The organism is uncultured Maricaulis sp. (assembly GCF_905480005.1).
GTDB lineage: Bacteria > Pseudomonadota > Alphaproteobacteria > Caulobacterales > Maricaulaceae > Maricaulis.
The window spans coordinates 1-12516 of record NZ_CAJQOO010000017.1 but is presented as its reverse complement, the minus strand read 5'-3'; the positions used below and the strand labels follow the sequence as shown (position 1 = coordinate 12516).

Below are 12516 nucleotides of genomic sequence, written 5' to 3'. Positions count from 1 at the left end.
AGCATTCAACCGGTAACCTGTCCCGGTTGAATGGCGGGAGGAGCGATCAGCCGGTCAGCGGATAAAGGGCAAGCATCGCAAGGGTCGCGCCAACCGCGCCAGCCGTCAGGATGGCGCGCAGCTGGCCATACCAGGCGGGCAGATCGCCGCGCCGACAGGCAGTCAGGTCCCAGCGCCAATGGATGATGAGGGCGACCAGGATCAGCGCGAAAGCGATCAGTGGCAGGCCAGCCCAGAGGAGAAGCGCTGCGGCCAGACCGGCCAGGCTCGGCACGATCGACAGGACGAAGGTCGGGCTGTCGAGCGTCTGCTCTTCGCCTTGAGCCAGTGCCCGCCCCCATCGAACGCCGCCCAGAAAACCGAGAATGATCGCGGCATAGATAACGAAGAGGGCCCCTTCAGCGGCGGCTGACCGGTCGGTGACAACGGCATGGGCCGTCGACAGCACAGGAAGCCAGAACGGGATCCAGCCGGTCAGGCCGAGCCAGAGGGGCGTTGCGGGGAGGGAAGATTGTCTGTCCATACGCCCAATCTAGGCGCGCGGTCGCCGGCGAAAAGGCCTAGCGGCGATTGAAGGCCAGATTGGCGATATAGCCGGCCAGCATAGCCAGCAGCACGCAGAACAGGCCGTAGAGGATGGGCAGGTCATGAGCGAATTCAAAGAAGAAGCGCTCGATACCGGCCTTTTCGACGCGAAGGCTGGCCGATCGGCTGGCGATCGGGCGACCATCGCGGAAGAGATAGACCTCGGCAACGTAATCGCCGACAGGGGTGAGCGGTGGCAGGGCAATGGTGGCCCGGAACAAGCCTCCATCCAGGATTTCGACGCCGCGTTGAGCTTCGGCAAAAACATTGTCGCGGCGTCCGTCCCGGGCGATGGCATCAAGATACTCGCTCACCCGGTCCTGGCGGATCATCGCGGGAGGCTCGGCCAGGCTCGCGCCATCGGGCAGGTTGCGCGGTTGGGCATCGGGCGCCGCGGCGTCGACGGCCGTTGAAGCGCCCAGCAGCCAGCTTGGCTCCATGGCTGCGGCATTGGCCTCCAGCATGGCCTGCAGGCCAATGCCGCTGCGCTCGAGTTCCTCCGGGCCTGCTATGGTTTCCAGCGGCAGCGATGTGGCGATCGCGTAATAGCTCGGCACATCATCGAATTCGAGTGGCGCCGAATTGACCCATATGCCGAAGCTGCGGGCCTTCTGCATCACCCGCAAATCCCGCCCCGGACCCCGCAGCACGACAACGATCTCGTCCTGGATTGTGAGGCCGCGCGTCGCCCCGTACAGCACCAGTTCGGCACCATCGAAATCCTCCCGGATCTCGACCGTTTCCTGGGTCAGGGCAGCGACGATTCCAGGTGCCTCGGTTGCGATCTGGGGCTGGCCCTGCAGACCGAGCGCGAGGAGAAGGGTGGCAATCATCTCAGAACCCCTCCCCGCCGCCGCGCGGCAGGATGGTGAAAAGCTCAGAGGGCGTGACCACCAGGTCCCAGCCCATTTTCAGGCAGACGGCCAGGACAAGAGCCGCCAGCAGGGCGCGCAATTCCTCGGCCTTCACATTCCGGCCGGCCCGGGCGCCGAACTGGGCGCCGATCACCCCGCCAACCGTCAGCAGGAGGGCCAGCAGGATGTCCACGGTCTGGTTCTGGGCGGCTTGCAGTAAAGTGGTCAGGGCTGTGACGAAGAGGATCTGGAAGAGCGAGGTTCCGATCACGACATTGGTCGGCATGCGCAGCATGTAGATCATGGCCGGGACCATGATGAAGCCGCCCGCCACCCCCATGATGGCGACCAATGTGCCGACAAAGAATCCGATGGCGACGGGCGGGATGACCGAGATGTACAGCCCCGATGCCGGGAAGCGCATCTTGTACGGCATGCGGTCGATCCAGCCGCGCTTGCGCAGCGGACGCTTGCTGGCGGACTTGTCCGGATTGGCGGCGCGGATTAGGGAGCGCACGCTCTCGACCATCATCAAACCCCCGACCACGCCGAGAAAGCCCACATAACTCAAAGAGATGATCAGATCGATCTGGCCCATGCCCCGAAGCAGGGCGAATAATTGCACGCCGGCGATCGAGCCGGCGGAGCCGCCGATCAGCAACAGGACCCCCATTTTGAGATCAAGGGTTTTTCGTTTCCAGTGCGGGAAGACGCCCGAAGCTGAAGAGGCCACGATCTGATTGGCGCCGGTCGACACGGCGACGGCTGGCGGGACACCGATGAAGATCAGGAGCGGGGTCATCAGGAAGCCGCCACCGACCCCGAACATGCCCGAGAGAAAGCCGACGCCCAGACCCAGTCCGAGCAATAGGAAGATGTTGACTGAGATTTCTGCGATCGGGAGGTAGATCTGCACCGCGGATCAACCCGCCGCCGCGCGCTCGAGCCGTTCAACGAGAACGGGATCGACACGTCCGGTGCGGGGCAGGCCCTGATCGGCCTCGAATGACATGATGGCATCGCGCGTGCGGTCGCCGATCTGGCCGTCCAGCGGGCCGGGGCCGTAGCCGAGCACCGAAAGGAAGCCCTGGGCCCGGCGAACCATCACCATGTCCGTAGTGGCCACGCGCTCCCAGGGCAGGTCGGCATATATGCCATTGGCCTCGCCATCGAGCGGTCGCGGCGTGAAACCGGCGGCGGTTGCGCGCGCGGCCTGAAGCGCCTCCGGCTCGATCATCTCGGCCAGAGTGGACGCGCGTTCGGACGCTGTCGGATCGCTGTCGCTGGCGGCAATCGTGAACCAGGCATAGGCATCCGGCAGACTCAGGGGAACGCCGTCGCCGGTCTCGTAGAGCAGCGCCAGATTGAACTGGGAATCACGCAGACCGAGCAAGGCAGCCTCCTGGAACCAGCGTGCCGCGGTATCCATGTTCTGCGCGGCACCGGTGCCATAGTAGTACATCACACCGAGATTGTGCATGGCCCGGCGGTGACCGGCATTCGCGGCGCGTTCTGTCCAGCGGCGGGCGTCTTCGAGATTGATCTCGACGCCCTCGCCGGTCTCCAGAAGTTTGCCATAGCGGTATTGAGCGGCCGGAACGCCCTGTTCCGCGGCGCGGCGCAGAAGGATGGCCGCGGTTTGCGCGTCTCCATTGTCCAGCGCACGGATGCCGAGCTGGTAGCGGGCGACGGGATTTCCATCGGCGGCTGCGCTTTCCAGTGTTACGCGGCCGGGACCGTTCGCCTGGGTTTCGGCCTGGGTGTCAGCCGGTGTGCGGACGGGGGCAGGAGCTGGCTCAACTGCGGCAGTCGCGGGCAGGCTGGTCCCGGTTGCGTCTGCGACCTGGTTGGCAGGCGGGCGAGCCGGGTCGCTGGCGGCCGTCGGCGGGCGCGCTTCGGCAGGGACCGGGTCGGCGTTTTGTGGCACCGGCGTTTCGCGTGCGGGCCCGGGCGTGGTTTCGACCGCGGCAAGCTGGGTCGGGCCAGCCGAGGTGAGGGGTGTTTGTTCGGAGCCGGAAAGGTCGGCTTCGACCTGGGCAATGAAGCTGCGTTCGGCCTCGGCCTCTGCCGCCACGCGTTCCCCATCTCCCTGCCAGGCTTCCCAGATCAGCAGGGCGCCAGCGCCGGACAACATGACCAGTGCGACAACAGGCAGGGCGTAGAGCAGGGTGCGACCAAATTTGGTCTGCGGCGCGCGGCGCTCGCCGCCTTCAAGTGACTGGCCCGGCATGCCGGCGCGCGTGCGTTCCCGGGCCGCGGCGAGGAAATCGGCATCGGCGGTGGCGCCCATGCGCTGGGGCTGGGCCGGTCGGGCCGGCGGCTGGACAGGCCCGCGCGCATGAGGGGCGGGGCCCGGTGTCGGTTGCGCGGGTGCTGGCGTCGGGGCGGCACTTGCGGTCGTTTCGCGCAGAACCGGGGCGGCCGCTGGTGCGGCGGGCTTGGTTGCCAGCGGCGCCGCCTGAGGTGCCGGGTTTGCCTGAGCGGCCTCGGCCAGGAATGGGTCATCGCCATCGACATCGAAGCCGCCCGCAGGTGTTTCAGCCTGCGGCGGCGGCGCGAGCGGCGTGTCAAAATCGATCTCGACCGCGTCACTCTCAGCCGTGACCTGGCTTTCGTCGGCGGTGTCCGATGGCTCGGGCTCGGCAGGCTTGCCGCGCGTTTCAATCGCTTCCAGCCGGTCGGCGAGCGCTGACATGGCACGCTGGACCGGCGACAGGGCCTGCTCGGTCTCGGCACGGACCGCGCTCATGCGATCCTTCACGCCGGACATGGCGTCCTCGATACGCTGGGCGGTGCGCTCCTCGGACTGGCGCAGGCGATCTTCCAGATTGTCTTCACGGCCGGACTGCTCCAGCCGGTCCATCACCTGACCCATGCGATCGGTTGCCGTCTCCACCAGGGCGGCGGAGCGCTCCTCGGACTTCACAATACGATCGCCGAGGGCGCGGCCGAGGCGAGTGACCTCCTCGCCCATGCGCTTCATGGAGTCCTTTTGTTCCTGGCGAACCTCATCCAGGCGACGATCCAGCTTCTGTTCCGACTGGCTTTCGCGCATTGCATTTGCAGAGCGGCGTTCGCTTTCGGTCAGGCGGTGATCAATCGCGACGGCGAGTTTCGTGATCTCCTCGCCAAGCCGGGACATGTTGTCGCCCTGGCGACGTTCGGCCCGGTCAATCCGGTCCAGCGCCTTGGTCAGTGTATCCTCGAGCCGGTCCACGCGCGGCTCCGAGGTCGCCTTGCTGAGGGCCTGGCTGACCTGGCCACGGGTCTCGGCGATACTCCGCGCGACATCATCGGTGAGGCGTTCGAAACGCCGTTCCAGATCGGCCGTGTCGGATGAATTGCGGGTTTCCAGCTGGCGCAGGCGGTCGTCCAGGCGCGAGAAGGACGTCTCAAGAAGGCGGGCGGCATCATTGGTGACCCGCTCGGAGCCTTCGATCCGCGCCTTGAGCATTTCGGTCGAAGTGTGCAGGCCGTTCAGGGTCTCGGCAGCCCGGTCTTCGCGCTTCTTGGTCAGGTCGGCGAAGTCTGTGGCCCGGTTTTCCAGGCGGGCGAGGCGGTCTTCCAGGGTCTCGGCGAGGTGCTTGGTGTCGGCATCGACTGCGTGCACGCGAGCGGCGGTATCATTCTCGTGTTCATAGAGGCGGCGAGCCAGCTTCATGATGGTGGTCTCGACCGCCTTCACCGTATCCGGTGATGCGCCGTTGCCCGTACCGGATTCCAGCGAGCGAACGCGATCGCCAAGTTCGTCCTGGCTTTTTTGAACACGGGTCAGACTGTCGCGTGCTGCATTCAGCTCGCCGCTGGTGCGCTCGCCGGTCTTGGTGATCTTCTCGGCGAGCTGGGTCAGCGCCTTGTCGATGCCGCCAAGCGTGCGGGCGGACATCTGCTCGGAATTGTCGATCCGGTCGGACAGGCGGTTGACCATCGCCCGCAGCAGCTTGTCTTCGTCCTCGGTCAGGGATTGCTGGCCACCAAAACCCGGAAAGGCTTCCAGGGCGTCGTCCCAGTGAGCGGAGGCGGTGTCATTGTCTTCGAGGATGACGCGATTGAGCCATTCGCCGAGGGTCATGCCCTCCTTGCGCGCAGCCGTCTTGGCTCTCGCCCGGGCGCGGGGATCAATCCCCTTAACGCTCCATGGACCACCCAAAGACGACATGTGATTCGCACTCCCAGCCAAACCTGCGGAAGGCTATTCCGCAGTTAATATAGTGTAAACCGAGGGTGGAGACCCAATATGTAGTGTTTCCACACCAATTCTCAGATTGAGGCGCAAAGCCGCGAAATCCTGAGTCTGAACAAGGCTCTGACTCGGTTAATGGTGGGTAAAATGTGTGGATAAGTCGGCGTTTCGACTCAGTTTTCAGCCGAGCCGGGCCGAACTTGCCCGGAGCCGGGGGATGTCACTGCGGCAGGTCGGCCCCATCCGTGTCGGATTCGTCGTCCCCGTCGTCCGGCACAGCCTCCGGCACCGTCTCCGGTACATTCACGAAAAAGCCCGGTGCAAGCGCTTGTAACTGCTCACTCATGGCGACGGCTTCGCGCGATGGCGGCAGGCTGCGGGAGGCTGGCAGGGACCGGGCGATATCGAAGAGCAGCCAGGCTGTCTCGACATCGCTCTGGCTGGCGGCGAAGCGGCCCGCATGCCAGAAGGCCAGCGGTGCGTAGGGATCCGCGATCGCGGCGCTGGCAAACAGGGCCTGCAGATTGAGCTCCGGAAAGGCGTCCGGCTCGGTGCTGCGCAGGGCGGCCAGGGCCTGGGCTGCCAGCAGATTGGCGGCCGCGCCCTCAAGTCCGTCGCGATGCAGGTGATCTTTCAACACATTGAGCGCCGCTGCGCGGTCGCTTTGCATGCGACTGATACCGCTCATCAGGGATTCGAAACCGGCATTGCCAATGCCCGACGCCGTCACCTGGCTCATCCGGCTGCAAACACGTGAGGTGGAGTCGGCGCGGCATGGGCCCTGGTGGTGGGAGATCTGATAAAGCGCGAGATAGGCGCCGGACGGATCGGCGCGGCGCTGGGCGGCCTCGGCGGCAGCGAGGAAGCCGGCTTCGTCCGGGGCGGCCGACGGTTGGGCGGCGGCATCAAGACCGGCCTGCAACAGGCGGCGCACGGCCGGGTCCGCGATCTGATAGCTGTCAGCGCGTGCGGGCATCAGCCCCTCGGGCCAGGGAAAGGCGGCTTCGCCTTCATGTTCGCTCAGTCGGGTCCAGGTTTCGCGACGTCCGGCCGGGCTGGACGGTGAGAAGACCAGGAAGCTGAATTCCTCCGGAATGCCGGTCTCGGCATTGAGCGTCGCCAGGGCGTCGGGATGGATCGGCACGCCATGCTGCAGCCAGCCCCGGAACAGGGCCGCGGCCCGGCCAGCGCCCAGCCCGTCATCGCGATGGCTCAGGACCGGCGAGCCCTCGGCGCTGCGGCGGACCTCGGTGATTGCGGCCCCGGTGATCGCGGCCCCGGTGATCTCGTCCCCGGTGATCGCGTCCCCTGTGATCGTCGAGACCAGTTCGGTTTCGCCCAGACGGACACCCATCGCAGCCTCGATCCAGAAGCGATCGAAAGAGGTTCCGCCGGGGCCGGTGACTTCTGCCAGCGTGCCGCCCTCGGTGTAGTAGGCGAATGTATTCATCTGCCGGTGCACATGGGAGACGAAGGGTTCATTGCGCATCACCGGTCCGTCGAGGGCCGGAACGCGGGTCAGGGTGCGGCTGGTGACAAAGTCCTGGATGACACGTTCGGCCTCACCGGTCTCCGTGACATAGCCATCGCCGATGACAATCTCGCGCTGTTCCTCGCCCAGAGCCGTGCCATCCAGCGCCGTACGCGTGATCTGCCAGCGCGTCCGCAGGACAAGATCGTCACGATAGCCGCGCAGGGCGAGATAGGAATCACGGTCCAGATGCGGGCCGATCACCGTATAGGTTTCGTCCGACAGGTCTGGTGCGATCTGGTCAGGCGTCGGGTCCGGTGTCGGCTCCGGCTGCGCGAGGATGGAGAAGCCGGGATCAGGCTGTCCCGCCTGCGTCATCGCATGGGCGGGCAGGCCGGGCAGGACCAGAACAAGGGCGGGCAGAACAAGGGATCGCAACATGAGCCGGACTTTGCCGCGCCCGCGGTGACAATGAAAGGGGCAAAACCGGTGCCGGGGCGTGTCACGGCAATTTCCGTCTTGTCATATATCTGACGTTGACGTTCGCGTAACTTTGTGAACACCCTTCACACCATGATCAAGCCTGTCGCCCCCGATACCGAATTCACCATTCGCGAACTCGCCATGGAGTTCGACATCACCCCGCGCACGCTTCGCTTCTACGAGCAGAAGGGGATGATCCATCCTTTGCGCCGCGGCGCAGCCCGGGTCTATTCCGCTGAGGACCGCGCCCGTATCGAGTTGATCCTGCGCGGCAAGCGGGTCGGTTTTGCGCTCGACGAGATCAAGGAAATCCTTGATCTGCAGGCGATCGACCGAGGTGGCCGCGAGCGCCTCGAGCCGGCGATCAAGCGCTTCGAACACCGTATCACCGTGCTGCAGCAGCAGCGCGAGGACGTCGAGCGCGCCCTGGCTGAGCTTACTGCCGGCCTCGACTGGATGCGCGAGCGTCTGGAAGACCGTACCCCGCCGGACGATGTCCGACGAAGGGCCCGGGCATTCGAAGCCCTGGCCAGTGCCCGTCTGGAAGACTGGAGCGGCCTGTCCCCGGGTTGATTCCCGGCGGCCGCACCGACCTCAAATTCACAACCACACAATCCACACCCCGCTCCCCGGAGACCCATCATGACCACCCCGTATCGCGCCCCGGTTCGTGACCAGCGTTTTGTCCTGCATGACGTGCTCAATATCACCCAGTATGGCGATCTGCCCGGCTTCGCTGATGCCGATGCCGACACGGTTGACGCGATCCTCGAAGAGGGCGCGAAATTCTGTGAGGGCGTGCTCGCCCCGATCTCCAAGATCGGCGATGAGGAAGGCTGTACGCGTGACGCGGACGGCAATGTGAAGACGCCGACCGGCTGGAAAGATGCCTTCAAGCAGATGTCCGAAGGCGGCTGGACCGCGCTGTCCTCCGATCCGGAATATGGTGGCCAGGGCCTGCCGCACGTTCTCAATCTCGCCTTCAACGAGATGGTCTCCTCGGCCAATATGGCGTTTGGCATGTATCCGGGCCTGACCCTGGGGGCCGCCGCCGCCCTGGCGACCGGCGGGTCGGATGAGCAAAAGGCGCTCTACCTGCCCAAGATGATTTCCTGCCAGTGGGGCGGGACGATGAATCTGACCGAGCCGCATTGCGGCACCGATCTCGGTCTCCTGCGCACGAAAGCCGTGCCGCAGGCAGACGGGTCCTACAAGATCACCGGCCAGAAGATCTGGATCTCCTCCGGCGAGCACGACATGGCGGAGAATATCATCCACCTCGTCCTCGCGCGCATCGAGGGTGCTCCGGAAGGCGTGAAGGGTATCTCGCTCTTCGTGGTGCCCAAGCACATTCCCGATGCGGACGGCAATCCGGGGACACGCAATTCGGCCAAGTGCGGTGGCCTGGAACACAAGATGGGCATTCACGGCAATGCCACGTGTGTCATGGACTATGACGAAGCGACCGGCTGGCTGGTCGGCGAGGAGAACAAGGGTCTCAAAATCATGTTTATCATGATGAATGAGGCCCGCCTGGGTGTTGGCCTGCAGGGCTATGCCCTGGCCGAGGCCGCCTATCAGCAATCGCTCGGCTTCGCGAAAGACCGCCTGCAGGGCCGTTCCCTGACCGGACCGAAGAACCAGGACGGCCCGGCCGATCCGATCATCGTGCACCCGGATGTGCGCCGCATGCTGATGGACCAGAAGTCCTTCGTCGAAGCGGCCCGTTGCTTTGCCCTCTGGACCGCCCTTCAGGGTGATCTCGAGGAGAAGGCGTCCGACCCGACCATGCGCGAGAAGGCGGGCGATTACATGGCGCTGCTGACCCCGATCGTGAAGGGTTATCTGACCGGCAAGGGCTATGACATGGTCTCGTCCGGCCTGCAGATCCACGGCGGGTCCGGCTTCACCGAGGAGTGGGGCGCGTCCCAGCTCCTGCGCGATGCCCGTATCACCCTGATCTATGAAGGCACGAACGGGATCCAGGCCCTCGATCTGGTCGGCCGCAAGCTGGCCATGAATGGCATGCGCCCGATCACCAGCTTCTTTGCCGAGCTCGACGCCTTCGTGGCCGAAGGCGGCAATGACGAGACCCAGCCCTTCGTGAACGCGGTGGCTGAGACCAAGGGCAAGCTCAAACAGGCCACCGACTGGCTGATGAATAATGCGCTCAATAACTTCGACCATGCCGGTGCGGGCAGCCACGACTATCTCAGTCTCTTCGGCCTGACCTGCCTGACCTATATGTGGGCGAAAATGGCCAAGGTCGCCTCAGCCAAGATTGCCGCCGGCGAGACCGACCCGATCTATGCCGCCAAGCTGAAGACCGGCCAGTACTTCCTCGACCGTTGGGTCCCGGAAGCGGCCATGCACCTGGCCAAGGTCGAGGCCGGCGCCGACTCCATGATGGCGCTGGAAGCCGACGCCTTCTAGGCGCAAACTGACAACATATCGGCGGGACCGTTCCGGCAAGAGAGAACGGCCCGCCACACTATTCCGGTTGATAAGGGGCAAAGATCGACAAGCGGTCAGGCCCGTCACAATACGAACCGTCTGGGGAGGACGTTTCATGTTTCAGGATCCACTCAATGTGCCACGTCCGGACTTTCTCGAGCGCGAGGATGTCCGGATGTTCGAGGATTCGGTGCGCGGCTTCATGGCCAAGGAATGCGTGCCCAATGCCGAACGCTGGGAAGATCAGGGCATGGTCGATCGCGAGATCTGGACCAAGGCCGGCAAGGCCGGGATTCTCTGCCCGTCCGTGCCTGAGGAATATGGCGGCGCCGGTGGTGATTGGGGCCATGAATACGTCTTCCACACAGCGGGTGCCGAGATCGGCGCCGGCGGCTGGGGTGTCGGTCTGCACAATTCCATCATCGCGCCCTATGTCACCCATTACGGTTCGGAGGATCAGAAGAAGTCGGTCCTGCCGCGGATGATTTCCGGCGATCTGATCGGCGCCATCGCCATGTCCGAGCCGGGCACGGGCTCGGACCTTCAGAGCGTCAAGACAACGGCGGTCAAGGATGGCAATGGCTATCGCATCAATGGCCAGAAGACTTTCATCACCAATGGCGGCTCGGCCAATTTCATCATCGTGGTGGCCAAGACCGACCCGGAAAAGGGTTATGACGGCGTCTCCCTCCTGATGGTCGAGACCGACAAGGTCGAGGGCTTCCGTCGCGGCCGCCTTCTCGACAAGGTCGGCATGAAGGCCCAGGACACGGCCGAGCTCTTCTTCGAGGATGTCTGGGTGCCCGCCGATGCGCTGCTCGGTACCGAAGAGGGCCAGGGCTTCATCCAGCTGATGCAGCAATTGCCCCAGGAACGCCTGCAGATCGCCGTCCAGGGTGTCGGGGCCATGAAGCGTGCCCTGCACGAGACGATCAACTACACCAAGGAGCGCGAGGCGTTTGGTCGTCCGATCCTGAAATTCCAGAACACCCAGTTCAAGCTCGCCGAATGCAAGACCAAGGCGACCCTGGCCGAGGTCTTCACCCATCACTGCTCGGAACGCCTGATGAAGGGCGAACTCGACGCCGCCACCGCCTCGATGGCCAAATACTGGGTCTCTGAAGCCCAGAATGAAGTCATGGACGAATGCGTCCAGCTGCATGGCGGCTACGGATACATGCGCGAATACCCGATCGCCAAAATGTGGACCGACAGCCGCGTCCAGCGGATCTATGGCGGGACAAACGAGATCATGAAGCTGCTGATTGCGAGGACGCTGTAGGGTGATGACTGAGGCCGACGACAACTCACTTTCATCGAGAGAGGCAGGACGGATAATCTTCTTCTGTGCTTTTGGAGCCATCGCCTTTAGCAAGATTTTGGGTGAGTTGGTCGGCGCTGCGTTTCTTCCAGAAGAATGGGCCGCTTTGGGTCCGTTGCTTATTGGCAGCCTGATGTCTGTTGCCGCGGGCTATGCTCTTGGTTGGAGCATGTGGACGCTAATTACCACTGCTATGATTGCATTGGTCAATTGGCGATACCTTGCGGGCGACGGTGCCGTGTCTGAATGGATCGTCCAAAGCGTCATCATGATAGGAGCTCTTGGCGTGGGTGTGTTGCTAGCCAAATTGCTGCCGGGATGGAGAACTCTGTAATGCTGACCCTTTTTGCTTCAGCGCTACTCCTAGCCCAGTGCATCGGCTATGGCGGCGAGGGCACGCTGGAAGATCAGTTCGACGCCTGCCTGGCGGGCGAATGGGGCGAAGAGGCCTGCACCTCGGGTCAGAGCTATGCCTCAACCGGCTTTACCCGCGCCGATGGCGATCAATGCGAGTTCACCTATCTCATCCGCGACCCGCACACGGGTGGTTTCCGCCTGACCTGGGAATGCCGCGACCCGGAGACCGGCGATGAGACCGACCGCCAGACCGAGGTCTGGATCATTGAGGACGACACACGACTGGTCGGTGACAGTGTCTCCGGCTATCCGCCCGTCGATTATCGCTGCGAAGTGGCTGACGCCCATGACTGACAGCCGCGACAATTCCTTCCGCACCCTCGTTATCGCCGCCATCGCCGGCGGTGCCGGGACCGTGCTGGCGGCCCGTCTGGGCTCCGGCATCTGGTTCGGGGCGAGTTTCGCGCTGGAGAGCTATCCGCACTGGCTGGGTCTGGCCCTGCCGCCGGTGATCGCGACCCTGTTTGCACTGGCGGTGTCGTTTCTGCTCGGCTCGCGGCTGCGCGTATTGGCGGCGTTGATCGGCTATTGGGTGATCGCCACCGCGCCAATCCTCATTTCCATCCCGGCCCATCTTCTGCTCGGCGGCGAGAATCCGGCCGAGTTCGCGCAATTGCGCCTGGTCTCGCTGGTGCCCATGGGGCTGACCCTGCTGGTGCCCAGTGCGGCCTTCCTTCTTGCCCTCGTCTTCGTCTCCGGGAAACGCGCCTGATGTACACGCCCACCCATTTCAAGATGGAAGACGAGA

11 protein-coding genes are annotated in these 12516 nt (G+C 64.2%); 6 read left to right on the top strand and 5 right to left on the bottom strand.

Annotated elements, in window-relative coordinates:
- Positions 1-46 precede the first annotated feature (46 nt).
- From QZ266_RS02620 to QZ266_RS02600, 5 genes are all read right to left on the bottom strand, one after another.
- On the bottom strand, positions 47-523 hold the full coding sequence (locus QZ266_RS02620) for a DUF3429 domain-containing protein (protein WP_295691419.1): 477 nt from the start codon (positions 521-523) through the stop codon (positions 47-49).
- Between the two features lie 37 nt (positions 524-560).
- Entirely contained in the window at positions 561-1418 is an 858-nt protein-coding gene (locus QZ266_RS02615) for a TIGR02186 family protein (protein ID WP_295691417.1), read from the bottom strand.
- 1 nt (position 1419) lies between these two features.
- Complete coding sequence (locus tag QZ266_RS02610; RefSeq protein ID WP_295691416.1) at positions 1420-2355, bottom strand: sulfite exporter TauE/SafE family protein; 936 nt, start codon at positions 2353-2355, stop codon at positions 1420-1422.
- A 6-nt stretch (positions 2356-2361) separates the two neighbouring features.
- Positions 2362-5511: a peptidoglycan-binding protein gene (locus QZ266_RS02605; protein ID WP_295691415.1), complete on the bottom strand. Its 3150-nt coding sequence runs from the start codon at positions 5509-5511 to the stop codon at positions 2362-2364.
- Positions 5512-5842: 331 nt separating this feature from the next.
- Positions 5843-7534: a hypothetical protein gene (locus tag QZ266_RS02600; protein ID WP_295691413.1), complete on the bottom strand. Its 1692-nt coding sequence runs from the start codon at positions 7532-7534 to the stop codon at positions 5843-5845.
- A gap of 132 nt (positions 7535-7666) precedes the next feature.
- Between QZ266_RS02600 and QZ266_RS02595 the strand changes: the two genes are divergently transcribed.
- From QZ266_RS02595 to QZ266_RS02570, 6 genes are all read left to right on the top strand, one after another.
- Positions 7667-8149 (top strand): MerR family DNA-binding transcriptional regulator, encoded by a 483-nt coding sequence (locus tag QZ266_RS02595; protein WP_295691410.1) that lies wholly within the window; start codon positions 7667-7669, stop codon positions 8147-8149.
- A gap of 69 nt (positions 8150-8218) precedes the next feature.
- Complete coding sequence (locus tag QZ266_RS02590; protein WP_295691409.1) at positions 8219-10009, top strand: acyl-CoA dehydrogenase C-terminal domain-containing protein; 1791 nt, start codon at positions 8219-8221, stop codon at positions 10007-10009.
- 136 nt (positions 10010-10145) lie between these two features.
- Complete coding sequence (locus QZ266_RS02585; protein WP_295691408.1) at positions 10146-11312, top strand: acyl-CoA dehydrogenase family protein; 1167 nt, start codon at positions 10146-10148, stop codon at positions 11310-11312.
- Between the two features lie 4 nt (positions 11313-11316).
- Positions 11317-11685 carry a hypothetical protein gene (locus tag QZ266_RS02580; protein WP_295691407.1) on the top strand — a complete coding sequence of 123 codons (369 nt, stop codon included), beginning with the start codon at positions 11317-11319 and terminating at the stop codon, positions 11683-11685.
- Complete coding sequence (locus tag QZ266_RS02575; protein ID WP_295691405.1) at positions 11685-12062, top strand: hypothetical protein; 378 nt, start codon at positions 11685-11687, stop codon at positions 12060-12062. Before QZ266_RS02580 ends, QZ266_RS02575 begins: the two co-directional genes overlap by 1 nt.
- A complete protein-coding gene (locus QZ266_RS02570) occupies positions 12055-12480 on the top strand; it encodes a hypothetical protein (RefSeq protein ID WP_295691403.1) in 426 nt (141 codons plus the stop codon). Before QZ266_RS02575 ends, QZ266_RS02570 begins: the two co-directional genes overlap by 8 nt.
- Positions 12481-12516: the final 36 nt, after the last annotated feature.